The organism is Streptomyces sp. NPDC127129 (assembly GCF_042671585.1).
Lineage (GTDB): Bacteria > Actinomycetota > Actinomycetes > Streptomycetales > Streptomycetaceae > Streptomyces.
On the sequence record NZ_JBHXTV010000004.1, the window covers coordinates 17539 to 43663 of the forward strand.

Consider the following 26125-nt stretch of genomic DNA (forward strand, 5'->3'; position numbering starts at 1 on the left):
AGGCCTGATCCATGCGACAGTTCACCGCCGTCGTCAACCCCACCGCAGGGGGATCCAGCGGGACAGCGGCCCTGCTCCCGCTGGCCCGGCTGCTGCGCGAAGCGGGCGCACGGCTCGACACCGTGTACAGCCGCAGCCTGGAACACGCGCAGGATCTCGCCCGCCGGGCGGGAGCACAGGGCCAGGTCGTGCTCGCTGTGGGCGGTGACGGGATGGCCGGCTGCGTCGGCGGCGCGCTCAGCGGTACGGACACGGTGTTCGGCCTGGTCCCCGCGGGCCGTGGCAACGACTTCGCCCGCGCGCTGGGGCTTCCCACCGACGCCCCGGGGCTCGCGCGGGTGCTGCTCGACGGCGTACCGCGCGCGGTCGACACGATCGAGGTGGAGTCCGCGACGCACGCGCGGATCTCCGTCCTCGGCAGCGTGTACGCGGGTGTCGACGCGGTCGCCAACAGTCATGCCAACGCCTCGCGGCTGCTGCGCGGTGCCGCGTCGTACTACGCGGGCGGCCTGCGGGCCGTGCTCGCCTGGAGAACGGCCACGTACCGGATCACCGTCGACGGGGTGCCGCACGAGCGCTCCGGCTACACCGTGGTCGCGGCGAACTCCGGCTTCTACGGTTTCGGCCGGAACGTCGCGCCCGGTGCCAGCGTCGACGACGGGCTGCTGGACGTCGTGGTGATCGGTGACGCTCCCAAGCGCCACTTCTTCGCGACGATGAACGAGCTCAAGACGGGGGCGCACGTGAACCGCCCCCAGGTGGAGATCCTGCGCGGCAAGGAGATCCGCATCGAGGCGGACCGCCCGCTTCCGTACGGCGCCGACGGCGAGGTCGACGCGACCCTGCCGGTGACGGTGCGGGTGCAGCCGGGGGCGCTCAACGTCCTGGTCTGACCCCCTCCGCCCTTCTGACCCCCCACGGGACGAAAGGGCCGCGTCCCGGCCGTCCCAGACCCACGGCCGGGACGCGGTACCGCGTCCCCTTCGTACGACCACGGGCCGCCCGCCCGCACAGGGGGCGGCCCGTCTTCGTGTCGCCGGGCGCCGACCCCGCGACGAACGGCGACAAACCCGCAGGTTAGAGTCGTGGACGGTCGCGCCGCCGCACCAGGGCGATGCGCAGGGCCGGGCCGGCTGTCGATCACAGAGCCCCAGGGCGTCCTCGCGCCCGCCGTACCGCTACCGCCCCGACCGGCCCCTCGGCCGCCTGCCACGGAAAACAGCAACAGATGACTACCGACGCCCCCTCGCGTCCCCAGCCCGCCCGCGCCACGCTCGACGTTCCCCGCCCCGCCCGCTTCACCGGCCGCGCGCCGGCCAGACCCACGCCGGTGGCCGCGTTCCACAGCGTGAGCGCGGCGACAGCCGTGCTGCTGACCCTGGTCGCGATCGGCGCGGTCATCCACGAACCGGTGCTGATACCTCCGCTGGCCGCCAGCGCCGCGCTGGTGCACGCCGCGCCGACGCTGCCCCTGGCCCAGCCCCGCAGTGTCGTCGTCGGCCACCTTCTCGGCGCGGCCACGGGTTACGCCGCCCTCGCCGTCGGAGGCAGCAACGCGTGGACGGCGGCCGTCGCCGCCGGACTCACCCTGGCGCTGACCACCTTCGCGCGTACGCCCCACTCCGCCGCCTGCGCCACGGCCGTCGTCATCGTGCTCCAGACGCCCGCGCCCGCCCGTTTCGTCCCCCTCCTCTTCGGTGCGACCGTCCTGCTCGTACTGACGGGGTACGCCGGCTCCCGCATCCGCCGCACCTCACCGAGGTACCCCGCCTACTGGTGGTGACCCGCCCCGGTCCGCCGCAGGACTCAGGCCCACGTCTGGGAGTAGTAGTCCTGGTAGTTGCGCCTGCCCTGCCGGGCCTCGATCCAGCGGCTGATCAACAGCAGGACGAGACTCGCCCCGACGACGCCGAGGCCCGGCGCCACACCCCCGAGGGGCCCGAAGTCGTCCGCGATCCCGGAGACGGTGCCCGGACCCGATCCGTCCTCGGTGCCGCCCGCTCCCGGCGGCGCTCCGGGCGGACCCGCCTGGGCGTCGGCCGACGACGTGGGGCGCGGTGAGGGGGAGTCCGCGGCGGAGTCGCCGGAGGGCCCCCCGGGCGTGGGGGAGGGCAGGCCGGGACTCGGCTGCCGGCCGGGGTCCGTGTCCCGGTCGACCAGCCTCACCCCGAGCGTCTGCATCGCCTTCAGCGCGGGCTGGAAGTAGGTGATGCCGCCCCGCGCGCAGTTGCCGTTGCCGCCGGAGGTCACGCCGAGGGCGAGCCCCCGGGAGAACAGGGGGCCGCCGCTGTCGCCGCGTTCCGCGCAGACCGTGGTCTCGATCAGCCCGGTGACGGTGCCCTCGGGGTAGTTGACGGTCGCGTCGAGGGCGGTGATCCGGCCGGTCCGCAGCCCGGTGGTGCTGCCGCTGCGGAAGACCTGCTGGCCTACGACCGGCTCGGCCGCGCCGATGATCCGTACGCCCCGCCGCCCGTCCAGCGTCACCACGTCGGCGTCGTCGAGCGACGCGCCGTCCTCGTACCGTACGAGGGCGAAGTCACCGCCCGGGAAGTCGGCGGTGACGGTGGTGCCGAGCGGGCGCGAGTCGTCCGGGTTCCGGAACCACGTCGTGCCGGCGCCGCCGCAGTGTCCGGCGGTCAGGATGTACACGTCGCGGCCGTCGGTGACGTTGAAGCCGGCCGAGCACCGGCCTCCGTCGGTGAAGATGGGGGCCGCCGCGCTCACCCGGGTGGTGAACCTGCCCTCCGTACGTTCCATCCGCACCACGTCACCGATGCTCCCGGCCACCCCTGAGAGGCGCGACCAGTCGCCGGCGGAGACGGTGCTGTCGGCCCGGACGACGATCCGGTTGGAGGAGTAGTCCGTCACCCACGCGGTGCCCGGGACCCGGGGCTGCGCGGCGAGGGTCTCGGTCGCGTCGCGGAGGCGGTCCATGCTGTAGCGGACCATCTTCGGCGCGACGCCCACCCGCCTGGCCTCGGCCGCCGCGGCGGCGTCGGTCACCCCGACCACCGTCCGGCCGTCCGCGCCGGTCCAGCTGCCGGCGGTACGGGTGTCGCCGAGCCGGGTGACGACCTCCGACGCCGCCCGTGCCTGGTCGCCTCCCGCCCTGAGTGTCCCGACCGTCCCCGTGCCCGCTCCTGACGGTTCGCCGGCCACCGCGTGCGTGACCATCAGCGCACCGCAGACCAGCCCGCCTGCGGCGGCGAGCCGCATCACCCGCCTCACGCCCCGTCGTGCGTGCCTCATCCCGCCCCCTCGTCGTGCCGCCGCGCCGCTTCGACCTGTTCGGTCCCGCCGACCGGGACCCGACCGTCTGTACGTGCGGGAGGCCGCGCATGTTCAGCGCGAGCCGCATCTGGCCTTCCCGGCACCGGAGTTCGCCGTGGCCCGGGACACACGGCCGGGCCGGGCCGGGGCGCGGCCTGCGGCGTGACACGCGTACTCAGCCCCGGGTCCGCGGACGTGCGCGCGGATGAGTACGGGCGCTCAGGTCCGCCGCGAGGCCCTGGGCCGACGATGGGCACCGGATCCCGCGATCGTCAGTCAGGAAGGCCCCGCATGCTCAGTCGCCTCGCCTCCGCAGTCGTTCCCGTCCTGGGACGGCTGGCCGTCACGGCCGACATCCCGCGGGTACCCGAGGGCGGCGCCGTGATCGTCGCCAACCACACCAGCCTCGCCGACCCTCTGGTGGTCCTCGCGGCCCTGCGCCGTATGGGCATCGAGCCCGTCGTGCTCTGCGCGGCCGGCCTCTGGCGCATTCCGCTCCTGGGCCGCGCCCTGACCCGCGAGGGATACGTGCCGGTGCGCCGTGGGACCGCCCGGGCCGCCGAGGCGCTGACCGAAGCGGAGGCCGCCCTGCGCGCCGGGCGCCACGTCCTGGTCTACGGCGAGGGCTGCATCCCGGACCGTCCGGACTCGGCGGACGCACCGCCCCAGGCCTTCCGCAGCGGGCCCGCCCGGCTGGCGGCGGCCGCCGGGGTACCGCTGATCCCCCTCGGCCAGGCCGGTGCACGCCGCATCACCTCGGGCGGCGCCACCAAGCAGCTCGCCGGACTGCTGACCGCGCCGCTGCGCCGGCCCCGCCTGCACGTCCACATCGGGACGCCACCGCGGTTGCCCGCCGACACGGCCTCCGCGACCCACGCGGCCCGGCAGTCCGTGACGCACGCGTGGAGCACCGCCGCACACCGGTGCGCGGCCGGCGGCTCACGACGGCTCGGCCGGGTGCGGGCCGGCACGATCGGCGCGGGGGACAACTCGGCCGCGCACGGAGCTACTCGGCACGGTGCATGACCGGCCATACTCGGGTCGGCGGCGGGAGCGACGGCGGAGAGGCCACGGCATGGGCGGCGAGGAAGCGGGCCCGGTTCACGAGCTGTTCACCCTCGGCACGCTGATCCTCGCCGAGCCGAAGCGGCCGGTCCTGCGCCGTTATTGCGGTCCCAGGATGCACGTCGCGGCCGAGGACGGCAGGGTCCTGGCGCACCTTCACGAGCGCGGAACCTTCTCGTACGTCCTCCAGGACCTCGAAGGCCGGTCCGTGCTGGGTGTCGACCTCGTCTCCAAAGGGGCGATCGCCCGGCCGCGCTTCCGGCTGACCGAGGGTGACGGCCGGCCCCTCGGCGAGGCCCACGCTCCGGGCCGGGTCAACCGCACGCGTCTGCTCGACGTGCGTGCCGGGAGCGGCGCCTTGCGGCTCACGCGTACCGCGGTGATGGGCAGGACCTGGCTCGTCGAGGACGATCTCGACCGCGCGGTGGGCCGGGTGACGGTCTCGACGTGGCGCTCGATGGACGGCCTTCAGCGGTACCAGGTCGAACCGGACCCGCGAGCGGAGGGCGAGCAGCGGCGTCTCCTGGTGGCCGCGACCGTCTGTCTGCAGGTGATCCGGCGCTGGCTGGCCGCCCCTTACGGCACGGCGGCCTGACGCACCCTCATCAGAGGCCTCGGCGGCTCACGGAAACAAACCGAACCGCGCGTCTATCGCGAGGGCGTCGATCACTGCTACAAGAGTGACGCTTCAACAACTCCTGCCCCCACACCATCCTATGGAGCTGTTTGTCATGTACGCATCCAAGCTGAGATGGGTTCTGCCCGCACTCCTCGCCATCGCCGCCACCACCCTGGGCCTCGCCCAGCCCGCCTCCGCCGCCACGGCGGCAGGGGAGCGCTACGTCGCCGTCGGCGACTCCTACTCCTCGGGAGTGGGTGCCGGCAGCTACCTGTCCGACAGCGGCAGCTGCCAGCGCAGCAGCAAGGCCTATCCGTCCCTGTGGGCGGCGGCCAACGCACCGGCCTCGTTCTCCTTCACCGCTTGTTCGGGAGCGACCACCAGTACGGTCAAGAACAGCCAGCTGTCCCCGATCAACAGCTCCACCACGCTGGTCAGCGTCACCGCCGGCGGCAACGACGTCGGCTTCGCGAACATCATGCAGACCTGCGTCCTGCAGAGCGAGGCGACCTGCGTCAACGCGGTCAACACCGCGATCTCGCAGATCAACAACACTCTGCCCGGGAGTCTTTCGTCCCTCTACGCCGCCATCCGCGGCAGGGCCCCGCAGGCTCACGTCGTGGTCCTCGGCTACCCGCGCTTCTACCAGCTGGGCGGCAGCTGCATCGCCGGCCTGAGCGAGACCGAGCGTGCGGCGATCAACCGGGGAGGTGACGCCCTCAACGGCATGCTCGCGAAGCAGGCCGCCAACGCGGGATTCTCGTACTCCAGCGTCGTGGACGAGTTCACCGGCCACGAGATCTGCTCGGGCGACGCATGGCTGCACAGCCTTACGGTGCCCGTCTCCAACAGCTACCACCCCACGGCCGCGGGCCAGTCCGGCGGCTACCTCTCGGCGTTCCGCTCCGCCGTCTGACCGTTCTTCCCGGGCGTTCCCAGGATGTGTCCCGGGGTCTTTCACGCCCAGGAGTCGACGCGGGTAGACCGCAGAGTCCAGCAGGTCCAGCAGGTCCAGCAGGTCCAACAGATCCACCGGTTCCACGCTTCCGTCCGCCGCAATCCGCACCAGGAGGAAAGCTCATGAAGCATCCGCAGGGCCCGAACACTCCTCGGGCCGCCGACACGGTCACAAGCCGCACACCGGGAACCGCACTCCGCGCGGTCCTCACCGCCCTCGCGCTCGTGCTCGGCGCGTTCCTCGCCCCCGGCGTGGGCGTCATCGGCGGTGCGACCGACGCGCACGCGGCGACCAAGATCAGCCACGCCACGGCCACCTCGATGTTCCGCAGTTCCGGGATCACCTGGTCCTCGTCCGGCGGCTGCTCCAACCGCAACAACCCCACCTGCACCTCCTTCGAGCAGCTCAACCTCGCCACCGCCCAGGGCGCCCAGACCCTCAGGAGCGCGAGCGGCTGCGCCCTGAACATCACCGGCGGCACCGAGACCGGCCACGCCTCCGGCACGTACTCGCACTGGAACGGCTACAAGCTGGACTTCTCCAAGGCCACCTGCGTCACGAACTACGTGAAGAACACGTTCACCTACATCGGAGTGCGCGGTGACGGCGCTCCGCAGTGGAGGTCCGGTGCCGGCAACGTCTACGCCGACGAGGGCAACCACTGGGACGTGACCTTCTACAACTGCGGCGGCTGCTGAACCGTCGGCCATCCCGTGGCGGAGCGTCCGGGCGGTGCGCCCGGACGCTCCAGCGTGCTCCGGCGGGGCGAGCGTGCTCCGGCGGGGCGAGCGGCCGGAACCACCGGCGCGCCCCGTCGGTGCAGGGTCCCACGACGACGGGCACCGAGCGGCGACCATGGCGGGTATGAGCACTCAGCATCCCGCGGAGCGGGGCGGTGACGGGCGCGACTGGTTCGCCGCCTACGCCGAGCGGGCGTCGAACTTCACCAGCTCGCCGCTGTTCTACGTCCTGTGCGTGCTCCTGGTCCTCGGCATGGTCGCCGTGCACTTCGCGCACCTGCCTCTGGCGTGGCTGATCTTCGCGGGGCACCTCATGACGGCCGTCAACCTGCTCCTGCTCACTCTGCTGAAGAACACCGAACGCCGTGACACCCACGCCATCCAGGCCAAGCTGGACGCCATCGCGGCGGCGCTGCTGGAGCAGCGCGAGGGCGAGAGCCGGGAAGCGGCGGACGAGCTCCGGCGGGCCATCGGCATGGAGAAGGACCAGTGACAGGAGCGCCGCCCGGACGTCCGTAGGAGTGGGGCAAACCCTCCCAGGGAAGGGCCGCGGCGTGAAGAACCTGTGAACGCACGCGAGTTGTCGCGTGTGCGTCTGCAATGGGCTCTTGTGTGCGACTGCGACGCGTCGGAATAGTGCGGCGGGTCATCCTCCGTACCCGGGCACCCCTCATCGTCCGGGCACGGCCCCCACAGGAGGTCAATTTTGAAGCACCGTCGCATAACCAGGCGAAAGACCGTCGTAGCGGGTGGCGCGGTCGCCGCGCTCGTCGTGGCCGGTATCACGTTCCAGAGTGCGAACGCCAGCGACAGCACCGAGCAGTTCTCCGTCAAGACGCTGACCGCGCCGGCCGCCGGAACGCTCGCCCTCTCCCTCAAGGTGGACCTCGGCACCGCCGAGGCCGGCACCTACTACGACGCCGCGACCAAGGCGCTCGTCGTCAACGTGGTGTCCGAGGACGCCGCCCGGACCGTGCGCGAGGCGGGCGCCAAGCCCCGCATCGTCGAGAACACCCTGGCCGAACTGACCGGTGCGCGGGAGACCCTGACCGAGAAGGCGACCATCCCGGGCACCTCCTGGGCCACGGACCCGGTCACCAACAAGGTGGTCGTCACGGCCGACCGCACCGTCTCGGGCGCCGAGCTCGCCACGCTGCAGAAGGTCGTCAAGGGCCTCGGCGGCAAGGCCGAACTCAAGCGCACCGCAGGCGAGTTCAAGCCCTTCGTCTCCGGTGGCGACGCCATCCACTCCGGCGGGGGCCGCTGCTCCCTCGGCTTCAACGTGGTGAAGGACGGCGAGCCGCACTTCATCACCGCCGGACACTGCGGCGAGACCGGCAGCGAGTGGTCCGACTCGGCCGGCGGGGCGGCGATCGGCTCGATGGTCGACTCCCAGTTCCCCGGGAACGACTTCGCGCTGGTGAAGTACAACGGCGACACCCCGCACCCGAGCGAGGTCAACCTCTACAACGGGAGCGCCCAGGCCATCACCAAGGCGGGCGACGCCACGGTCGGCATGCAGGTGCAGCGCAGCGGCTCGACCACCCAGGTCCACGACGGGCAGGTCACCGGCCTCGACGCGACCGTGAACTACGGCAACGGCGACATCGTCGAGGGCCTCATCCAGACGTCGGTCTGCGCCGAGCCCGGTGACAGCGGCGGCTCGCTCTTCGCCGGCGACACGGCGATCGGGCTCACCTCGGGCGGCAGCGGCAACTGCTCCTCGGGCGGGGAGACGTTCTTCCAGCCCGTGACCGAGGCGCTGTCGACCTTCGGCGCCGAGATCGGCTGACATACGGGATCAACCGTCGCGGCGGGCCCGCCTCCTGATGGAGGCGGGCCCGCCGTCGCGGTCGCGCGTGCCCGCAGACGTCAGTAGGCGTGTCCCACATGCGCGAGGGCCTGCTTCAACAGCACCCCGTGGCCGCCCGGCATCTCACCCTGCACAGCAGGCGACGCCGCCTCCTGCGGGCTGAACCACACCAGGTCCAGCGCGTCCTGGCGCGGGCGGCAGTCGCCCGCCACCGGCACGATGTACGCGAGGGACACCGCGTGCTGACGCGGATCGTGGAACGGGGTGATGCCCGCCGTGGGGAAGTACTCGGCGACCGTGAAGGGCTGGAGGGAAGCGGGAACGCGGGGCAGGGCCACCGGACCGAGATCCTTCTCCAGATGGCGCAGCAGCGCGTCACGGACCCGCTCGTGGTGCATGACACGGCCGGAGACCAGCGTGCGGCTGATCGTTCCCTCCGCACCCATCCGCAGAAGCACTCCGATGCTGGTCACTTCGCCGTTGTCGTCCACGCGCACGGGCACGGCCTCGACGTACAGGATGGGCATCCGGGCCCTGGCGACATCAAGCTCGTCCGTCGTCAGCCAGCCGGGCGTGGTCTCGGTCATGTCAGACATCGCTTGATCATACTTTCCAGGCCGGGTTTCGGCCCAGGTCGCGTGTCTGCCAGCCGGGTGGGAATGCGGGCGGGCGCGGATGACATACGGGGCGGACCCGGGGGAGCGCCCCGCACGCCGAGAGGCGTCAGGGCACCAGGTACGGCGCCCCGACGATCCAACCGCCGCGCACCGGCTCCGGCCACTCCTCGTCGGTCAGCGTGACCTCGTCGCCCTCGGTGACGGTGCCGGGCGAGGCCACCCAGCAGTCCAGTGCGAACGTCCCCTCGTACAGCCGGTGGATGTCGCGCAGCACGTCGTGGTTCCGCTCGCCCGTGTCCGGGTCGACCGTCGTCATGACGCAGCGGGACCGCAGTTTGAGGACGCCGATGACGGCGCCTCCGATGCGGAGCGTACGGCCCGGCCAGTCGCGTTCGGCGAGTCCGGGTACGCCGCCGATCACCAGGTTGGAACGGAGCCGGCGCGGGTCGTGGCCGAGAGCCTGCGCCGCGCCGTCGGTGATGACGGTCAGGTTGAGGACGTCGAACCTCTCCCGGCCGGTGTAGTGCACCGCCTCCGCGTCGGGGCCGGCCGCGCCCCGGATCAGCGCCGCCGCCTCGGGGCCGTCCCACGCGTGACCGTCGACGAGCACGCTGCCGTCGTCCGACGCCGTCGCCGACAGGCCGAGCAGCCGGGAGCGTACCCGGGCGGTCAGCAGGCCGCGGGAGTCCCGCACGTGGATGTGACGGTCACCGGTCAGTCCGTTGTCGGTGAGCTCGACGCTCTTCAGCTGCTCCCCGCGCATGGACTTGACGGGGAATCGCCAGACTTCTCGAAGGTGCACGTGAATCTCTCTCGGGTCCCGGACCGGCGCTGTCAGACGGCATTCTCGTGCCGGCCGGCCCCGAGCTCCAGTACCTCCCGGGACACCCATGGCCGACTTCCCGCCACGCGCCCGGCCGGCCGCCGAGCCGGCCGCGGTGAGACAGCCCCGGCGTCTGCGCCGTATATGCAGGGGGAGTTGCGCAGTTCCCCGCGGGCGCGTCGTCCAGGTCGAGTGACCTGGATCACGTCACGACGTCCCCGTTTCCCGTTATCCGCGGGCCGCGCCGGCATCTCCCATGTGCCGACATCTTCAACAGGCAGGACAGACAGCGTGAATCAGGGCATAGGTACGGAGCAGGGGCACCATACGGAGCTGGTCAGGGCGGCGCAGTACGGCGACGCCTGGGCACGGGACCACTTGGTCGCCACCCATCTGCCCCTGGTCTACAACATCGTCGGGCGCGCCCTGAACGGACACCAGGACGTCGATGCCCTCGCACACGAGACGATGCTCCGGGCCCTCGACGGCCTGGCCGGCCTTCGCGACCTGGACGCCTTCCGCCCCTGGCTGGTCGCCATCGCCGTGGACGGCGTCCGCAGGCACATGCAGCACACCCAGCTCCTCGGCGACACCGCCGGACTCCCCGTCCCCGGCCCGGACTTCGCGGACGCGACCGTTGGACACCTGTTCCTGACCGGTCAGGAGCGCGAGGCCGCGGAGGCGGCCCGCTGGATCGAGCCCGAGGACGCCGACCTGCTGGCGCTGTGGTGGCTGGAGTGCGCGGGAGAGCTGAGCCGGTACGAGGTCGCCGCGGCCCTCCAGTGGTCCGTCGAGAACACGGCCGTACGCGTGGAGGGAATGCGGGCGCGGCTCGACGCGGCCCGGGTCGTCGTCGGCACGCTCGCGACGAACCCGCTCTGCCCCGTCCTGGGGTACGAGGCGGGGACCTGGGACGGCCGCCCCTCCGCCCCCTGGCGCGAGCACCTGGCCCGGCACGCCGGCGGCTGCGTGCAGTGCGCCGCCCGCTGGCGCGGCCTCGTGCCGGTGGAGACGCTGCTGGCCGGACTGCCCCTGGTCCCCCCGCCGACGCACCTGCTCACGGGGCTTACGGCCGCCGAGAACCCGACCACGACCCCGTACGCGCAGACGGCGTACGCGTCCGAGGCACCGCACCCACGTGCGGACGGAGCGGGCAGCCACTATCCGGCCGCCGAGGCGGACGAGACCGATCAGACCCACCTCATCGGTCACGTCGATCTCACGGAGCCGTACGCGCCCGGCGTGCCGCAGGACGCGCACGCGGCCTGGACCGGGCCCGGCCCGCGGGCCACCCGGAACGCGCGCCGGCGCCGCCGTCAGGAGCGCGAACGCAGCCGCCGCAAGGTCGCCGTCACCGCGGGAATGGCCGTCGTGGCCCTCACCGGCGGGTCCTTCTACCTGAGCGGAGGACGCGGGGGAGAGGGCGAGCTCCTCGAAGCGAACCGCGCTGCGGCCCCGGCCCCGGACCTGCCTCTCGCGCAGGAGCCCAACGGCCTCACCGCGACGCCCTCGACGGCATCGGCCTCCGCCTCCGCCTCGAACTCGGCATCGCCCAGCGCCAAGGCCACCACTGCGTCGCCCCGTCCGACGCGCACCGCCACGTCCGCACCGACGAAGACGGCCGCCTCCCGCACCGCGTCGCCCAAGCCCAAGACCACGCGCTCCGGCGGCGGCTCCGGCAAGGGCTCGGAGACCGGGACAGGAGCGGGCAAGCAGGGCGGCTCCGGCTCGGACTCGGTCGCCGACCAGGTGATCAGCCTCGTCAACGCCGAGCGTGCGAAGGCGGGATGCGGCCCGCTCTCGGCGAACGCGACCCTGACCAGGGCGGCCCAGGGCCACTCCGACGACATGGCGGCGCGCGACTACTTCGACCACACCAACCCCGACGGCGACGGACCGGGCGAGCGCGTCACGGCCGCGGGGTACCCCTGGTCGACCTACGGCGAGAACATCGCCATGGGCCAGAGCACCCCGGAGCAGGTCATGAACTCCTGGATGAACAGCCCGGGCCACCGCGCGAACATCCTCAACTGCGACTTCAAGGAGATCGGAATCGGCGTCCACAACGAAGGCGGCCCCTACTGGACCCAGGTGTTCGGCGCCCGCCGAGGCTGACGGCCGGGCACCGGGGCGGTCGCCCCGTGCCGTCACGTGTCAGACGCCACTGCAAGGATGGCGGGGCAGCTCCGGGAGACGCCCCGGGGCGAGGACGTGACAGATTTCGAGCGGTCGGAGGCGGCATGGCCAAGGAATTCCAAGTGACGTACGACTGCGCCGATCCAGGTGCGCTGGCGGCGTTCTGGGCGGAGGCGCTGGGCTACCGCCTCGCGCCGCCACCCGCGGGCTTCCCGGACTGGACGGCCGCCCTGACGGCGTGGGGCGTGCCGCCCGAGAACCACAACGACCGGTCGGCCATCACGGACCCGGACGGCCGGGGGCCGCGGGTGTTCTTCCAGAAGGTCCCCGAGGGGAAGACGGCGAAGAACCGCGTGCACCTGGATGTGCGCGCCGCGCCCGGTCAGACCGGGGACGAGCGGATGGCCACGCTGGAGCAGGAGGCCGCCAGGCTGGAGGCGCTGGGCGCGAAGCGGCAGTACCGGCTCGATCCCAACGGCATCGACGAGGGGATCATCGTGATGGAGGACCCGGAGGGCAACGAGTTCTGCCTGGACTGAGGCAGAGGCAGAGGCAGAGGCAGAGGTAGAGGCAGGGGCCGTGCGCCGCCAACTGGGGGTGGCGCACGGCCCCTTCGACGTGACGCCGTATCCGTCGGCCGCCGCCCGGGGGCGCTGGGCCGCATCACCGACCCCGACGACATGAACGGCCTGAACGACCGGGACGACCTTTACGACACCCGGACGATTCGAACGGACCCGCGAACGGGCGGCTCCGGCGCCGCCCCGGCAAGCCCTCCACCCTGGCCGGATCGCGGCGCCCGCTCCACGCCGGGTGCCGAGCCGAGTACTCCACCCCTCGTGCCCGACCGAGGGTGCCCGATGCGCTCGCGCGCCTCCGCCCGGCAGCGATCCGGGCCCGGACGGCTCCTGCCCGGCGGCGGTCCACGCCCATGCCTCGCCCGTGTCCGGATGTCGTCGATCCCCCGGGTAAACACCGTGCCGAGCAAGATCACTGCATCTGGGTAACCGTGCCGTCTGCCTGGGCGAGTGGGGCTTACCGGGCGTTATTGTTCCACGGGATCTGGAGGAATTCCCGGTACGCCCCTCTTCCTCCCCTTCTCTCCCTTTCCTCTCCGACTTCCTTCTTTTCACCGGTTGGCGTGTGTGGACGCCGATCATCGCCTCGCGAAGGAGCGCTCGCCCGATGACTGTCGAGACCAGCCCGGAAGCGCAAGCAGAGCCGCCCCGGCCCTCCAGTCTGAGTACTGCGGCTGCCCGTAACCTCGCCACCACGACCAAGTCCGCCCCGCAGATGCAGGAGATCTCCTCTCGCTGGCTGCTGCGGATGCTCCCCTGGGTGGAGACCAAGGGCGGTGCCTACCGAGTCAACCGCCGGCTCAGCTACACCGTCGGAGACGGGCGCATCGAGTTCGTCCAGGACGGTGCCGACGTCCGCGTGATCCCCCGCGAACTCGGCGAACTCGCCCTGCTCCGCGGCTTCGACGACGTGGAGGTGCTGACCGCGATCGCCGGCCGGTGCGTCCAACGCGACTTCCGGGCGGGTGAGGTGCTCGTCGAGCGCGGAACGCCCGCCGAGCACATCCACCTGATCGCCCGCGGCCGTGTCACCCAGAGCACCGTCGGCAAGTACGGCGACGAGGTCGCCGTTGCCGTCCTCGCCGACGGCGACCGGTTCGGGGACCACGCGCTCCTCGACGGCGGCGGCGCTTGGGACAGCACCGCCGTCGCCGCCACCGCGGGCACGCTGCTCAGCCTCTCCCGTCGTGACTTCGACGCCGTGGTGGCCGCGGCGCCGCATCTCCATGCCCACATCCAGCAGTTCAGCTCGCTTCCCCGGCAGCGGCAGAACAAGCACGGCGAGGCCGAGATCGCGATGTCCGCCGGCCACGTGGGTGAAGCCCGGATCCCCGGCGCCTTCGTGGACTACGAGCTCAAGCCCCGCGAGTACGAACTCTCCGTCGCCCAGACCGTCCTACGGGTGCACACCAGGGTCTCCGACCTCTTCAACGGCCCGATGAACCAGGCCCAGGAACAGCTCAGGCTCACCGTCGAGGCGCTCCGCGAGCGCCAGGAGGACGAGCTGATCAACAACCGCGAGTTCGGCCTGCTCGCCAACGCCGACTTCAAGCAGCGCATCCAGACGCACTCGGGACCACCCACCCCGGACGACCTCGACGAGCTGCTCTGCCGCCGCCGCAGCACCAAGTTCTTCCTCGCCCACCCCAGGACGATCGCGGCGATCGGACGCGAGCTCAACACCTGCGGGCTCTACCCGGACACCGTCGAACTCCACGGGGAGCGCGTCCTCGCCTGGCGTGGGGTCCCGATCCTGCCCTGCAACAAGATCCCCATCAACGAGGACAACACCAGCTCGATCCTCGCCATGCGAACCGGCGAGGACAACCAGGGCGTCATCGGTCTCCACCAGACCGGTCTGCCCGAGGAGTTCGAGCCCGGCCTCTCGGTCCGCTTCATGGGCATCAGCGAGCAGGCCATCACCTCGTACCTGGTCACCACGTACTACTCCGCCGCCATCCTGGTGCCCAACGCGCTCGGCGTGCTGGAGAACGTACAGATCGCGCGCAGGCGCGACTAGGGCGCGCGGCGCAGCGCCGCGCCGGCGCCGCAAGGGCGCCCGAACAGACCGGCGTTCGGAGCGCACCGGCGCGGCCCCCGCTCGCCGACCGGCCCGCCGCCGTGCCGGGGCCCGGGCCGAAGCTCCCGAGCGCCCGATCCACCACACACCTCTGGACGCCCGTCCGGCAGCCGCGACGGCCCGGACCGCACCCGGTCCTGGCGTGCGCGTCCGGAACCAGGGACAGCCCACCCACCTCACCAAGGAGTCACGGATGCCCGATCCCGGGCTTTCCCCTCTGCAGTCGAGCCTGCCCACCGCCGCGGCCCACTTCGGGGCCCACCTCCTCGCCACCACCCTCGCCGCTGCTCCCTCCGCCGACGCGGCGCCCACCGCGGCGGACACCCCACCCGTGCCCGGCGCCGCGCCCGCTCTCCCCGGCCCGCCGGCCCCGCCGACCCTGCCGCTCCCCGCAGCGGCGGCAGCACCGGTCGCCGGGCCCGCCGGCGACGCGCCGACCGCCGCCGTGGCCGAAGCCGCGACCGCCGCCGTGGCCGGTCAGGCAGAGCCCGCCCTGGCGCGCGTCCTCCGCGGACCCAGCGGCCTCGGCACGGCAGGCCTGCACCTGACCCTGAGCGAGGAGGCCGTCTCCCCGGCGCCCGGCGCCCCGGCGGAGGGCACGCCCATCCCCGGCCTCTACTTCCACCCGGTGGCCGAGCCCGACCCCGTACGGGTCGAGGAAGTCAGCCGCAGGATCAAGTCATGGGCGGTGGACGAGGTACAGGCGGTTCCCGAGGAGTGGCAGGACCAGTTCGACGGCTTCTCCGTCGGCCGCTACATGGTCGCCTGCCACCCGGACGCGCCCACCATCGACCATCTGATGCTCGCCACACGGCTGATGGTCGCCGAGAACGCCGTCGACGACTGCTACTGCGAGGACCACGGCGGCTCACCCGTCGGACTCGGCGGCCGGCTGCTGCTCGCGCACACCGCTCTCGACCCGGTGCACACCACGAAGGAGTACGAGGGGGCCTGGGCCGACTCGCTCCACGCGGACGCGCCCCGGCGCGCGTACCGCTCCGCCATGGAGTACTTCCTCCGGCAGGCCACACCCTCCCAGGCGGACCGGTTCCGGCACGACATGGCCCGCCTTCACATGGGCTACCTCGCCGAGGCCGCGTGGTCCGAGACCGACCACATCCCCGAGGTGTGGGAGTACCTGGCGATGCGCCAGTTCAACAACTTCCGCCCCTGTCCCACCATCACCGACGCCGTCGGCGGCTACGAACTCCCCGCGGACCTGCACGCCCAGCCCGCCATGCAGCGGGTCATCGCGCTCGCCGGAAACGCGACCACGATCGTCAACGACCTCTACTCCTACACCAAGGAACTCGCCAGCCCCGGCCGGCACCTGAACCTGCCCGTGGTGATCGCCGAACGCGAGAACCTCTCCGAGCGTGACGCCTACCTCAAGGCCGTCGAGGTCCACAACGACCTCATGCACGCCTTCGAAGCGGAAGCCGCCGCCCTGGCCGCCGCCTGTCCCGCCCCGAACGTCCTGCGCTTCCTGCGCGGCGTCGCCGTGTGGGTCGACGGCAACCACTACTGGCACCAGACCAACACCTACCGCTACAGCCTGCCCGATTTCTGGTAAATACAAAGGAACCATCCATGACCACCGAGCTCACCACCACCTCCGTCTCCACCTCCGCCGGCTCTCCCTTCGTCCCCTCTCCGGCCTCTCCCTACCAGGGCGACATCGCCCGGTACTGGGACCACGAGGCCCGGCCCGTGAACCTCCGCCTCGGCGACGTCGACGGGCTCTACCACCACCACTACGGCATCGGCGACATCGACCACACCGCCCTCGGCGACCCGGCCGACAGCGAGTACGAGAAGAAGCTGATCGCCGAACTCCACCGCCTTGAGTCGGCGCAGACCGACATTCTTCTGGACCACCTCGGCGCCATCGAGGGCGACGACACCCTCGTGGACGCCGGCTGCGGACGCGGCGGCTCCCTTGTCATGGCCCACCAGCGGTTCGGATGCAAGGTCGAAGGCGTGACCCTCTCCGCAAAGCAGGCCGATTTCGCCAACAACCGCGCCCACGAGCTCGGCATCGGCGACCACGTCCGCGCCCGTGTCTGCAACATGCTCGACATGCCCTTCGAGACCGGGCAGGCCGCGGGCTCGTGGAACAATGAGTCGAGCATGTACGTCGACCTGCACGACCTGTTCGCCGAGCACTCCCGCATCCTCGAGGTCGGTGGCCGCTACGTCACCATCACCGGCTGCTGGAACCCGCGGTACGGCCAGCCCTCGAAGTGGGTCTCCCAGATCAACGCCCACTTCGAGTGCAACATCCACTCGCGCCGCGAGTACCTGCGCGCCATGGCCGACAACCGTCTCGTCCCGCAGGCCGTGATCGACCTGACGCCGGAGACGCTGCCCTACTGGGAGCTGCGTGCCACGTCGTCGCTGGTCACCGGCATCGAGGAGGCGTTCATCAACTCGTACAAGGACGGCTCGTTCCAGTACGTCCTCATCGCCGCCGACCGCGTCTGACACCACCGCCACCGAGGGGCCGGGCCCGCCGCCGACGCGGACCCGGCCCCTTCGGCGCGCGGCGGTGCGGGCACCGGCCGCTCAGTTCCGCGACGCGGATTCCCCGACCGGGGAAGCCTTGCCCTCCGCCGTCACCTGGGTTCCCGGGTGGGCCAGCGCGCACACGAACGCGACGGCCAGCGCGATCGCCATCCCGTAGAAGACCCACTGGTTCGCCTCGGCGAAGTCCAGGCGGATCGCGTCGCCCGCCTGCCGGAGCGCCTGGGCGACCGGCCCGTCGCCGGACGGCCCCTGCTCGTCCGGGTGCCCGGTGACCGCCTCCGCGACGTGACCGGCCGTGGATTCCGCCTCGGCCGGTGGCAGACCGCGCTGCTCCAGCGTCGTGGTGATCCGGTCCGTCGTGACGTGCGTCAGGACGGTACCGAAGACGGCCATGCCGATCGCGGCCGCGTAGTTGCGGACGGTCTGGGTGATCCCGGTGACCTCGCCGTACGAGGCGTCGATGGAGCGGTTGACGGCGTCGGTGGACGCGGGGGCGAGGAGGAACCCGATGCCGGCACCGGCCATGGCGGCGTACGGCCACTGGTCGTGCATCGACAGGTCGGTCAGCTTCTCCGCCCAGAGATAGAAGCCGACGGCGCCGAGCGCACAGCCGATCTTCATCGCCGGCCGGGCGCCGCGCTTGTCCAGGATCTTGCCGCCCCACTGCGACGCGATGCCGAAGCCGATGAAGAAGTACAGCAGGAAGAGCGCGGCCTGGTTCGGCGAGGCGCTCAGCGACACCTGCGCGTACACGGAGGCGAAGAAGAACACCGGCACGAACGCGAGCATGGCGAAGAACAGCACGAGGCTGTCGACGGTGAAGGCCCGGTCCCGGAAGACGTCGAAGTTGATCAGCGGGTGCGTGACACGCCGCTCGTAGCCGTAGAAGACCGCGAGGATCGCCAGGCCGCCGACGATGCACGCCCAGGTCGCCACGCTGCTCCAGCCCCAGGCAGCGGCCTGCTGGAAGCCCAGCACGCTCAGACCCATGCCGGCCGCCACCAGTACGGCACCGACGGCGTCGAGCTGTTCGGCCCGGCGCTTCTCCGGGATCCGGGCCAGCACGGTGAGGACGATCGCGACGACGGCGACGGGCACGTTCACCCAGAAGATCGCCCGCCAGGTCCATTGCGTCAGCCAGCCGCCCAGGAGAGGCCCGAGCGCCGTCAGGGCACCCGACAGGCCGAAGAACAGGGCCAGGGCCCGCCCGCGCCGGTCGACGGGGAAGACGGCGATGACGACGGCCAGCGCCGCCGGGAACATGAGCGCCGCGCCCAGGCCCTGGGTGGCGCGGAAGACGATGAGCCAGGCCTGCGCGAAGTCGCCGGAGGGGACACAGCCGCACAGCACCGAGGAGACGACGAAGACGACCGTGCCGATCAGCATGATCCGGCGGTGCCCGAAGAGATCGGAGAGGCGTCCGCCGAGCGCGAAGAAGGCGGCGAGCGAGAGCAGATAGGCGTTGACCACCCACTGCATGCCGGAGGCCGAGAGACCGAGTTCGTCGGTGATGCTCGGCGCCGCGATCGACACGATGGTCTGATCGATGAACGTCATGGACACCGCGAACAGCATCGCCGTGAGAGCGAGTGTCTGGCGGGGTGCCCCAGCACTGCCCTCGCGGGCCGTCTCGGGGGGTGGGGGAGTACCTGACATGTACGGATGATCTCCCCGGACCGGCCGGCACGCATCCGGGCGCACGGCCGGAGGAGAGCCGCCTCCGTCCGGCCGTCCGGCCGTTCGGCCGTGCGGGTGTACGGCGGTACGGGCCGGAACACGCGGTCCCACGTGCCCCGGCCGACCGGGGCACGTGCGCCCGGTCAGAGGCCGAACTCCTCCGGGGACGCGGCCAGCTCACGGAAGTACGCGCGCGGATCGGCGACCAGCTTGCGCGCCGTCAGATCCAGCAGTCCGCCCACGCCGGTCACCTCGGCGGCCACGGTGCCGTCCACCTTGCGGATCGTCTGCTCGATGTGGAAGGTCTTGCCCTCGCCCCAGACGAAGGTGCAGGTGACCTCCACCTCGTCGCCGGCACGCAGCTCCCTCAGGTACCGCACCGTCACCTCCAGGGCCACCGGCCCCACACCCTTCTCCAGCAGGTCCGCCTGCCGGATGCCACTCTTCTGCAGCAGCGACCAGCGGGCGTGTTCCGCGTACTGGAGGTAGACGGCCTGGTTCAGATGGCCCTGGGTGTCGGTCTCGTAGCCGCGTACGACGACGGGTACGGAAAACGGATCTGCCACGGTGTGCCTCTCGGTGTTCTCGGGTCTTCAGAGGATGTGGATGCGCTCGAGCGCACCCTCGGTGTCACGGATCACCAGGTCGTGGCCCTTGGCGCGCTCGCTCTCGACGAATCCCAGGAGCAGGATCGCCCGGTTGATGACGTCCGCCTTGCTGACCCCGCCGGCCGCGGCGAGTTCGGCCACGGCCGTCACGGCGGGCGGGCAGAGCGTCACGGAGAGCCGCTCGCTGTCGGGGTGGGAGGGGAGCTGATTCACGGTCATGATGCCTTTCGGGTCGGATGCCGGTACCTGCACCACGATGATACGGATCTGGTGCGCATGTGCATCACATTTACACCGGTGGTACACCTCGACACTGTCGATACCCCCGCCCCCGGGGTGGGGCCACCACGGCGTCGGACGGAATTCGCCGACGAGGCAGCACGGCACACCATGAACGGGAGCGGAAGGGGGAAGAATCCGCCCTATGACACAGCGGGTTCAGGGCGTGGTCGTCCTCGGCAGGAACGAGCCGGTACGGGTGGAGACGGTGCTGGTGCCGGATCCGGGGCCGGGTGAGGCAGTGGTCAAGGTGCAGGCCTGCGGGGTCTGTCACACGGATCTGCACTACAAACAGGGAGGCATCAGCGACGACTTCCCGTTCCTCCTCGGCCATGAGGCCGCCGGCGTCGTCGAGTCGGTCGGCGACGGCGTCACCGACGTCGCGCCCGGCGACTTCGTCGTCCTGAACTGGCGGGCGGTGTGCGGACGTTGCCGCGCATGCCTGCGCGGGCGCCCCTGGTACTGCTTCGACACCCACAACGCGCGGCAGAAGATGACCCTGGCCGACGGCACGGAACTCAGCCCCGCGCTGGGAATCGGCGCGTTCGCGGAGAAGACCCTGGTCGCCGCCGGACAGTGCACCAAGGTCGACCCCGCCGTGTCGCCGGCCGTGGCGGGTCTCCTCGGCTGCGGAGTCATGGCGGGCATCGGCGCCGCGATGAACACCGGAGACGTCGGCCGCGGCGACACCGTCGCGGTCATCGGCTGCGGCGGCGTCGGGGACGCGGCGATCGTCGGAGCACGGCTGGCCGGCGCGGCCCGGATCATCGCCGTCGACATCGACGACCGCAAGCTCGAGACGGCGAAGACCATGGGTGCCACCCACACCGTCAACTCCCGTTCCTCCGACCCGGTCGCATCGATCCGCGAGCTGACCGGCGGCTTCGGCGCGGACGTCGTCATCGAGGCGGTCGGCCGCCCCGAGACGTACGAGCAGGCCTTCTACGCCCGCGACCTCGCGGGGACCGTCGTCCTCGTCGGCGTCCCCACCCCGGACATGAAGCTCGAACTGCCCCTGCTCGACGTCTTCGGCCGCGGCGGCGCCCTGAAGTCGTCCTGGTACGGCGACTGCCTGCCCTCGCGCGACTTCCCGATGCTGATCGACCTGCACCAGCAGGGACGTATCGACCTCGGCGCCTTCGTGACGGAGACGATCGGGCTCGACGACGTCGAGAAGGCCTTCGCCCGCATGCACGAAGGTGACGTACTGCGTTCCGTGGTGCTTCTCTGAGCGGAGACGGCCTGGCGGCCCACCTCGTCGCGTGAGAAGGCCTCCCCGGGCGAGAGAGCCATGGGGAGGCCTTCGGGTGACCGTGCGCTACGGACGTGCCGTCAGTTCGCGTTCACCAGATCGTGCGCCGGCACCGTCACCGTCCGCTTGCCCGGCTTTCCGCCGAGCACGACCTTCCGCAGGGCGCTGTTGTTGGCGGTGTTGGTCTCCTTCAGCCGGTTCTCCGGGTTGGCCAGCACCTGGATGTAGTACGTGCCGTTGGGCAGGCTGGTGATGTCGAACGACTGGCCCGGCAGGTCCTGGGTGTAGGTGTCACCGGAGCCGACGTCCAGGACCTCACGGACGGAGATCGAGTTCTCCTGACCGCAGGCGGTCGCCAGATCGGTGTTGTACGGGTGCCAGTTGGCGTTCTTCACCGTGTAGTCGACCGCGTCGGTGTTGGCCAGGCAGAAGGCCTCCTTGCCGCTGCGCACGGTCTCCTTCTTGTCCGCCTTCAGCAGCCGGTAGCTGGCGAAGTCGGTGAAGTGCCAGTGCACGTGACCCGGCCGGGGGTCCCATTCCATGGTGCCGGTCGGGGTGTAGCCGACCTGCTTGCCCTTGGCGTCGTAGAAGTACTGGTAGGCGTCCATCTTGGCCTTGCCGGGCGAGCGGAACCCGTCCACCACGAGCTGCGCCGGGCCGGCGTTCCAGACATTGGCGCTGAAGGCCAGGTAGTCCTTGCCGGGGACGTCCTCGTACCCGTCACTGATGGTGATGCCGTAGGCAGGCAGCGACCGCAGATCGGGCTTGGGTACGTCGGGGACGGAGGGCTTGCCGGTGGGCCGCTTGGACAGCGGGCCCAGGGCGGGCGCCTTGCGCGAACCGTCCGTCTGGCCCCCGGTGTCGCCCACCTCCGTCGCACGCGCCGCCGCCTGCTGCTTCTTCAGCGCCCACGGCAGAGCGGGCGGGGCGGCCTTCAGCGGGCCGTGACCCACGTTGTACGAAGGGCCCGCGCCGCTCGTCAGCGCCGCGCCCGCCTGGGCGGGCGTCGGCGCGTGACCCGGCCCGTGGCCGGCGTGCGCGGCGCCGGCGGCCGGCGCCTGGTGGGAGGCGCCGTGGCCGGCGTGCTCACCCGGGTTCGCGGTGCGAGCCGCGACACCCCGGCCGTCCTCGTAGCTGCGCTCCACCACGGTCACCTTCACCGTGGCGGGCTTGTTCGCGATGCCGAACAGATCACGGTACTTCTTGGCGACCGAGACCTTGGCGGTGTACGTGCCGACCGGCAGCTTGACCGGCTGCGTGTAGGAACCCGCGTAGGTGTTCGCGGCCCAGCCCTTCTCGACGCCCCACACCGAACCGAGGGTGAAGGGGTTGGTCGGGCAGCTCTCCGGATACTTCGAGGTGGCGGGCGCGTCGGGCCGCACGCGGCCACTGGCGTTGTTCGGGCAGAAGCTCTCGGCACGGCTGAGAACCTGCTTGCCCGCCTTGTCGGTGACGGTGATCTCCGCGAAGCCCGGCAGGCCGGAGAAGTCCTTCACGGTGCCGTTCGGCAGTGACTTGGCCTTGGCCTTGGCCTTCCCGCCTTCGAACACGGTCTGGGTGATGGTCACCGGGTCCTTGTAGGACTTCCGGGTCACCTTCAGCTCCAGCGGCGACCCCTCCGCCGTGAGGTAGGTGCCGAGATCCAGGTAGACGCCCGGCTCCTCCTTCCAGGAGGTGAGCGTGATCGAATTGCTCGCCGCGATGAGGCTCAGGGTGGGTCCCGCGGCGGCGTTCGCCGACTTCGACGTGGTGGCCACGAATCCGGCCGTCACGGCCATGACAGCGATGGCCGTGGTGCCCGCGAGCAGCGGACGCCGCAGTCGGGTGGTACGCGTTCTGGTCATCGTTCCCTCGTCTTCCGGGTGCTGTGAGAAGGAAGCGGGCGGCGGCCGTTCACGGCTACGACAGAGGACGACCGCCTCCTTGCGCGGTGAGAGGAGAGAGCCGGGCGCCCGGTTGTCCGCCGGGAAGAAATCGCCGCGACATTGGCCGGATAGTGCCGTTACGGAGAAAACAGACTGTCATCGTCCGCAGTGGCGGAGGGGAGGCACGGTAACTTCCGTACGTCCGCAGGGCAGTTGAGAGTGGGAACCCCCGGGAACGGTCCGGGCGACGCGACAGGGGCGCCCGTGCCTCAGCGCCGCGGCGGATGCGTGGCGAGCCAGTGACGTGCGATCTGCTCGCGCGTGGCGACCCACGCTCCGCCCCGCCGCGCCACGTGCCGCAGGAAGCCGTCGAGCGCACGGATGCGCCCGGGGCGGCCGAGGATCCGGCAGTGCAGGCCGACACTCATCATGCGCGGCCGGTCGGCGCCCTCGGCGTGCAACGTGTCGTACGTGTCGATCAGGTACGCCAGTATGTCGTCGGCGGTCGTGAACCCGTGGACGAGAAGGAACTTGAAGTCGTTCGCGTCCAGGCTGTACGGGAGGACCAGATGCGGTCGTCCGGCCGCCTCGACGTAGAACGGCAGGTCGTCCGCGTAGTCGTCGCTGTCGTAGAGAAAGCCGCCTTCCTCGGCGACGAGACGCCGTGTGTGCGGGCTCGTCCGGCCCGTGTACCAGCCGACGGGACGGCGCCCCACGAGCCGCTCGATCGTGGCGACCGAACGCGCGATGTCGGCCCGCTCGACGTCCTCGGGCACATGCCGGTAGTCGATCCAGCGCCAGCCGTGGCTCGCCACCTCCCAGCCCGCGCCGGCCATGGCTCGCGCCGCATCGGGGTTGCGCGCCAGCGCCTGAGCCACCGCGTAGACCGTCAGCGGGGCACCGTGCGCCGCGAGCGTCCGGTGGATGCGCCAGAAACCGGCACGCGAGCCGTAGGCGAACATGGACTCGACATTCAGCTCGCGCCCCCCGACCACCGGCGGCGCGCCGACGATCTCGTGCAGGAACCCCTCGGAGGCGGCGTCGCCGTCGAGAACGTTCTGCTCGCCGCCCTCCTCGTAGTTGAGGACGAGGCTGACGGCCACGCGGGCGCCGCCGGGCCAGGATGCGTGTGGCGGCTCGGCGCCGTAGCCGACGAGGTCACGCGGATGCTCGGACACGGGCGGCACGCTACCGCCGCCCCGCCGGGCCGACACCGCGACGCGCCCCGCGCCCGTCGCTGCCACGCGCGGTGGAGGCCGACGCGCGGTCGGGCCACGCGCGGTCAGAGGGAAGACCTCCGCAGGCTGACATCGGCTCAGAGCATGAGCAGAAGCCTCGTGTTCGCCACGAGCTTCCGGTTGACGCTGGTGCTCTGCACGAAGATCGTGAAGTCGTCGTTGTGGTCCGGCCTGACGCGAACCTCGACATCCGGCAGCCCGAGCAGGGCTCGCGCCTCGGGCCCGGTGTACACCCGGTCCGTCTTCTTCTCCAGCACCGCGATCTTCTTCTGCGCCTGGACCTTCTCCGACTTGCTCAGCTGGTAGAACGCCCCACCGGTGCGGTACGTGTGCCCGCATTCGACGACCCAGTCCCGTATCCCCGCGTCACGAGCCACCGGGATCAGCTGGTACCCGGACGGATCCACCGGGACGAGACCGGCCGCCTTGACCGTCTCCTTGTTCACGGCCTCCGCGCCCGTGGAGAACACCGCGCGCGAGCCCCGGATGCCCTGAGCCCGGCCCACCATGAACTTCTCCGTGGCCTGCTGGATGACCTGGCCGGCCTCCTCCAACCCCTGCGTGCTCGTGGCGTCCCAGATCGCGATGTTGTCCTTCGGGAAGCCGCCCTGCATCGCCTCGCGCTTGCCCATCTGGTCCGGCACAAGGACGGCCAGCGTCCAGTTGTCCTCCTGCGCCCTGATCATCTCGGCCACGGCGTCCACCAGCTCGCGCGGGCTCTTGGACGGGGTGTCGGGGCAGCGATGGCTCGCGTTCTCCTGTCCGTCGGTGAGCACGAACGTCAGGAAGCTGTGGTCGCCGTACAGCTGAGCCGTCTGCGCCAGCTCCCGCTGCGACTTCAGAGCGGCCGCCAGCAGAGCCGTCATCCCCCCGACCCGGTACAGCTGCTTCAGGGACGGCATCCGCAGCACGTCCTTGTCGTAGATGACGCACTCCACCTTGTCGGCGAAGACGTACACCGTGACACGCGTCTCCTGCTCCAGCTCCCTCGACCGGCGGGCGAGATAGGCGATCTGCTGGTCGGCGACCTCGACGACCTTGCTGCGCAGGTGCGACATGGACGAACTGGCATCCAGCACCAGGGCGACGTGGTTGATGTAGTTCTGGCTTCCGGACATGACGGGCTCCCCCTCGTTCTCTCCGAATCGATGGCTCCACCGTCTCACCCGCCACTGACAATCGATCTTGAGATCAGCCCGCCGCGGTGACGCAGCCGGTGTGGCCCCAGCCGTCGGGGTTCTTGGCGATCGTCTCGCCCTTGGCGTACGGCGTCCCGCAGCGGCACCGGCCGGGGAACCTGGCCTTCACCGACCCGCCCGAGGACCGCTCGCCCGAAGGCCCCGCACCCGAGGACCGCTCGCCCGAGGAGCCTGCCGTGCGCCTGCGAGCCGTCGGCCCGCCGCGCTTCACCCCGCCCGCCGGAGCGGCCTCCGACGGAGGCAGAGGCGACCCCGCGGCCGAGCCGACAGGCTGCTGGGTACGGGCGGAGTGGCTCGCCGCGCGGTCCGCGGCGTCGTTGAGACGATCCCCGTCCACCTGGTGCGCGGGGGTGTACACGAAGTCGACGTGCCGGCCGGCGAGCAGCTCGTCGATCCGGACCACGAGGTCCTTGTTCGCGACCGGGGTACCGGCCGACGTCTTCCAGCCCTTGCGGCGCCACCCCGGCAGCCAGGTCGTGACCGCCTTCATCGCGTACTGCGAGTCCATCCGCACCTCCGCGGGCACCCCCGGGTCCAGGTGCTCCAGGAGCTTGAGCAAGGCGGTCAGCTCGGCCACGTTGTTGGTGGCCCTGCCCAGCGGGCCCGCCTCCCAGCGTCCGACCTCACCGTCCGCCCCCGCGACGACCCACGCCCAGGCCGCAGGCCCCGGATTGCCCTTCGACGCACCGTCACACGCCGCGATGATCTTCGTTTCCGTCATCCCCCGATCCTGACATGCCTCCCCGCCTTGAGCCTCACGCGGCGTCAGGCTCCATAGTCGG

The 26125-nt window shown here is 71.4% G+C and carries 24 protein-coding genes; 14 read left to right on the plus strand and 10 right to left on the minus strand.

The window, feature by feature from the left end:
* Window positions 1-11 precede the first annotated feature (11 nt).
* Window positions 12-893, plus strand: a complete 882-nt coding sequence (locus ACFVGW_RS08520; RefSeq protein WP_385851332.1) for a diacylglycerol/lipid kinase family protein — start codon at window positions 12-14, stop codon at window positions 891-893.
* A 335-nt stretch (window positions 894-1228) separates the two neighbouring features.
* Entirely contained in the window at window positions 1229-1783 is a 555-nt protein-coding gene (locus ACFVGW_RS08525) for an HPP family protein (RefSeq protein WP_383221597.1), read from the plus strand.
* A 23-nt stretch (window positions 1784-1806) separates the two neighbouring features.
* Here ACFVGW_RS08525 and ACFVGW_RS08530 read toward each other — a convergent pair whose 3' ends face one another.
* The gene (locus ACFVGW_RS08530) at window positions 1807-3249 is read right to left on the minus strand and encodes a S1 family peptidase (protein WP_385851333.1); all 1443 of its coding nucleotides are present in this window, start codon (window positions 3247-3249) and stop codon (window positions 1807-1809) included.
* A gap of 312 nt (window positions 3250-3561) precedes the next feature.
* Between ACFVGW_RS08530 and ACFVGW_RS08535 the strand changes: the two genes are divergently transcribed.
* The 6 genes from ACFVGW_RS08535 to ACFVGW_RS08560 all read left to right on the plus strand — a co-directional run bounded on the left by ACFVGW_RS08535 (window position 3562) and on the right by ACFVGW_RS08560 (window position 8444).
* Window positions 3562-4296 (plus strand): lysophospholipid acyltransferase family protein, encoded by a 735-nt coding sequence (locus ACFVGW_RS08535; RefSeq protein ID WP_385851334.1) that lies wholly within the window; start codon window positions 3562-3564, stop codon window positions 4294-4296.
* Window positions 4297-4345: 49 nt separating this feature from the next.
* Window positions 4346-4930, plus strand: a complete 585-nt coding sequence (locus ACFVGW_RS08540; RefSeq protein WP_385851335.1) for a hypothetical protein — start codon at window positions 4346-4348, stop codon at window positions 4928-4930.
* Window positions 4931-5066: 136 nt separating this feature from the next.
* Window positions 5067-5870 (plus strand): SGNH/GDSL hydrolase family protein, encoded by an 804-nt coding sequence (locus ACFVGW_RS08545; RefSeq protein WP_385851336.1) that lies wholly within the window; start codon window positions 5067-5069, stop codon window positions 5868-5870.
* Window positions 5871-6034: 164 nt separating this feature from the next.
* Window positions 6035-6610, plus strand: a complete 576-nt coding sequence (locus ACFVGW_RS08550; RefSeq protein WP_385851337.1) for a hypothetical protein — start codon at window positions 6035-6037, stop codon at window positions 6608-6610.
* Between the two features lie 166 nt (window positions 6611-6776).
* Window positions 6777-7145 (plus strand): hypothetical protein, encoded by a 369-nt coding sequence (locus ACFVGW_RS08555; RefSeq protein WP_385851338.1) that lies wholly within the window; start codon window positions 6777-6779, stop codon window positions 7143-7145.
* A 213-nt stretch (window positions 7146-7358) separates the two neighbouring features.
* Window positions 7359-8444 (plus strand): S1 family peptidase, encoded by a 1086-nt coding sequence (locus tag ACFVGW_RS08560; protein ID WP_385851339.1) that lies wholly within the window; start codon window positions 7359-7361, stop codon window positions 8442-8444.
* Window positions 8445-8524: 80 nt separating this feature from the next.
* Here ACFVGW_RS08560 and ACFVGW_RS08565 read toward each other — a convergent pair whose 3' ends face one another.
* A complete protein-coding gene (locus ACFVGW_RS08565; protein ID WP_383221858.1) occupies window positions 8525-9052 on the minus strand; it encodes an NUDIX hydrolase family protein in 528 nt (175 codons plus the stop codon).
* 136 nt (window positions 9053-9188) lie between these two features.
* Window positions 9189-9884, minus strand: a complete 696-nt coding sequence (locus ACFVGW_RS08570) for an MOSC domain-containing protein (protein WP_385851340.1) — start codon at window positions 9882-9884, stop codon at window positions 9189-9191.
* Window positions 9885-10196: 312 nt separating this feature from the next.
* Here ACFVGW_RS08570 and ACFVGW_RS08575 point away from each other — a divergent pair, with 312 nt between their 5' ends.
* The 5 genes from ACFVGW_RS08575 (at window position 10197) to ACFVGW_RS08595 (ending at window position 17183) form a co-directional block, all read left to right on the plus strand.
* The gene (locus ACFVGW_RS08575) at window positions 10197-12020 is read left to right on the plus strand and encodes a CAP domain-containing protein (RefSeq protein WP_385851341.1); all 1824 of its coding nucleotides are present in this window, start codon (window positions 10197-10199) and stop codon (window positions 12018-12020) included.
* Window positions 12021-12145: 125 nt separating this feature from the next.
* Window positions 12146-12580, plus strand: coding sequence for a VOC family protein (locus ACFVGW_RS08580; protein ID WP_385851342.1), 435 nt, complete (start codon window positions 12146-12148; stop codon window positions 12578-12580).
* 646 nt (window positions 12581-13226) lie between these two features.
* Window positions 13227-14639, plus strand: a complete 1413-nt coding sequence (locus ACFVGW_RS08585; RefSeq protein WP_385851343.1) for a family 2B encapsulin nanocompartment shell protein — start codon at window positions 13227-13229, stop codon at window positions 14637-14639.
* A gap of 253 nt (window positions 14640-14892) precedes the next feature.
* Window positions 14893-16272 carry a family 2 encapsulin nanocompartment cargo protein terpene cyclase gene (locus ACFVGW_RS08590; RefSeq protein ID WP_385851344.1) on the plus strand — a complete coding sequence of 460 codons (1380 nt, stop codon included), beginning with the start codon at window positions 14893-14895 and terminating at the stop codon, window positions 16270-16272.
* Between the two features lie 17 nt (window positions 16273-16289).
* Complete coding sequence (locus ACFVGW_RS08595) at window positions 16290-17183, plus strand: geranyl diphosphate 2-C-methyltransferase (RefSeq protein WP_385851345.1); 894 nt, start codon at window positions 16290-16292, stop codon at window positions 17181-17183.
* Window positions 17184-17264: 81 nt separating this feature from the next.
* Here the strand turns inward: ACFVGW_RS08595 and ACFVGW_RS08600 are convergent, their stop codons facing one another.
* The 3 genes from ACFVGW_RS08600 to ACFVGW_RS08610 all read right to left on the minus strand — a co-directional run bounded on the left by ACFVGW_RS08600 (window position 17265) and on the right by ACFVGW_RS08610 (window position 19729).
* Window positions 17265-18881, minus strand: coding sequence for an MFS transporter (locus ACFVGW_RS08600; RefSeq protein WP_385851346.1), 1617 nt, complete (start codon window positions 18879-18881; stop codon window positions 17265-17267).
* Window positions 18882-19045: 164 nt separating this feature from the next.
* Window positions 19046-19468 (minus strand): acyl-CoA thioesterase, encoded by a 423-nt coding sequence (locus ACFVGW_RS08605; protein ID WP_383221570.1) that lies wholly within the window; start codon window positions 19466-19468, stop codon window positions 19046-19048.
* Between the two features lie 27 nt (window positions 19469-19495).
* Complete coding sequence (locus ACFVGW_RS08610) at window positions 19496-19729, minus strand: hypothetical protein (RefSeq protein WP_385851347.1); 234 nt, start codon at window positions 19727-19729, stop codon at window positions 19496-19498.
* 205 nt (window positions 19730-19934) lie between these two features.
* Between ACFVGW_RS08610 and ACFVGW_RS08615 the strand changes: the two genes are divergently transcribed.
* Window positions 19935-21020, plus strand: coding sequence for an S-(hydroxymethyl)mycothiol dehydrogenase (locus tag ACFVGW_RS08615; RefSeq protein ID WP_383221567.1), 1086 nt, complete (start codon window positions 19935-19937; stop codon window positions 21018-21020).
* Window positions 21021-21121: 101 nt separating this feature from the next.
* On the opposite strand, the gene ACFVGW_RS08620 is transcribed toward ACFVGW_RS08615, so the two are convergent.
* The 4 genes from ACFVGW_RS08620 to ACFVGW_RS08635 all read right to left on the minus strand — a co-directional run bounded on the left by ACFVGW_RS08620 (window position 21122) and on the right by ACFVGW_RS08635 (window position 26064).
* Window positions 21122-22885 (minus strand): lysyl oxidase family protein, encoded by a 1764-nt coding sequence (locus tag ACFVGW_RS08620; protein WP_385851348.1) that lies wholly within the window; start codon window positions 22883-22885, stop codon window positions 21122-21124.
* Window positions 22886-23175: 290 nt separating this feature from the next.
* Window positions 23176-24084, minus strand: a complete 909-nt coding sequence (puuE, locus tag ACFVGW_RS08625) for an allantoinase PuuE (protein WP_385851349.1) — start codon at window positions 24082-24084, stop codon at window positions 23176-23178.
* A gap of 137 nt (window positions 24085-24221) precedes the next feature.
* Window positions 24222-25262 (minus strand): vWA domain-containing protein, encoded by a 1041-nt coding sequence (locus ACFVGW_RS08630; RefSeq protein ID WP_352192329.1) that lies wholly within the window; start codon window positions 25260-25262, stop codon window positions 24222-24224.
* A 73-nt stretch (window positions 25263-25335) separates the two neighbouring features.
* A complete protein-coding gene (locus ACFVGW_RS08635; protein WP_385851350.1) occupies window positions 25336-26064 on the minus strand; it encodes a ribonuclease H in 729 nt (242 codons plus the stop codon).
* Window positions 26065-26125: the final 61 nt, after the last annotated feature.

Bases quoted from the DNA above. Each gene is read 5' to 3' on its own strand.
- ACFVGW_RS08520 (WP_385851332.1), top strand. From the start codon at position 12: ATGCGACAGTTCACCGCCGTCGTCAACCCCACCGCAGGGGGATCCAGC.
- ACFVGW_RS08525 (WP_383221597.1), top strand. From the start codon at position 1,229: ATGACTACCGACGCCCCCTCGCGTCCCCAGCCCGCCCGCGCCACGCTC.
- ACFVGW_RS08530 (WP_385851333.1), bottom strand. From the start codon at position 3,249: ATGAGGCACGCACGACGGGGCGTGAGGCGGGTGATGCGGCTCGCCGCC.
- ACFVGW_RS08535 (WP_385851334.1), top strand. From the start codon at position 3,562: ATGCTCAGTCGCCTCGCCTCCGCAGTCGTTCCCGTCCTGGGACGGCTG.
- ACFVGW_RS08540 (WP_385851335.1), top strand. From the start codon at position 4,346: ATGGGCGGCGAGGAAGCGGGCCCGGTTCACGAGCTGTTCACCCTCGGC.
- ACFVGW_RS08545 (WP_385851336.1), top strand. From the start codon at position 5,067: ATGTACGCATCCAAGCTGAGATGGGTTCTGCCCGCACTCCTCGCCATC.
- ACFVGW_RS08550 (WP_385851337.1), top strand. From the start codon at position 6,035: ATGAAGCATCCGCAGGGCCCGAACACTCCTCGGGCCGCCGACACGGTC.
- ACFVGW_RS08555 (WP_385851338.1), top strand. From the start codon at position 6,777: ATGAGCACTCAGCATCCCGCGGAGCGGGGCGGTGACGGGCGCGACTGG.
- ACFVGW_RS08565 (WP_383221858.1), bottom strand. From the start codon at position 9,052: ATGACCGAGACCACGCCCGGCTGGCTGACGACGGACGAGCTTGATGTC.
- ACFVGW_RS08580 (WP_385851342.1), top strand. From the start codon at position 12,146: ATGGCCAAGGAATTCCAAGTGACGTACGACTGCGCCGATCCAGGTGCG.
- ACFVGW_RS08585 (WP_385851343.1), top strand. From the start codon at position 13,227: ATGACTGTCGAGACCAGCCCGGAAGCGCAAGCAGAGCCGCCCCGGCCC.
- ACFVGW_RS08590 (WP_385851344.1), top strand. From the start codon at position 14,893: ATGCCCGATCCCGGGCTTTCCCCTCTGCAGTCGAGCCTGCCCACCGCC.
- ACFVGW_RS08595 (WP_385851345.1), top strand. From the start codon at position 16,290: ATGACCACCGAGCTCACCACCACCTCCGTCTCCACCTCCGCCGGCTCT.
- ACFVGW_RS08600 (WP_385851346.1), bottom strand. From the start codon at position 18,881: ATGTCAGGTACTCCCCCACCCCCCGAGACGGCCCGCGAGGGCAGTGCT.
- ACFVGW_RS08610 (WP_385851347.1), bottom strand. From the start codon at position 19,729: ATGACCGTGAATCAGCTCCCCTCCCACCCCGACAGCGAGCGGCTCTCC.
- ACFVGW_RS08615 (WP_383221567.1), top strand. From the start codon at position 19,935: ATGACACAGCGGGTTCAGGGCGTGGTCGTCCTCGGCAGGAACGAGCCG.
- ACFVGW_RS08620 (WP_385851348.1), bottom strand. From the start codon at position 22,885: ATGACCAGAACGCGTACCACCCGACTGCGGCGTCCGCTGCTCGCGGGC.
- ACFVGW_RS08630 (WP_352192329.1), bottom strand. From the start codon at position 25,262: ATGTCCGGAAGCCAGAACTACATCAACCACGTCGCCCTGGTGCTGGAT.
- ACFVGW_RS08635 (WP_385851350.1), bottom strand. From the start codon at position 26,064: ATGACGGAAACGAAGATCATCGCGGCGTGTGACGGTGCGTCGAAGGGC.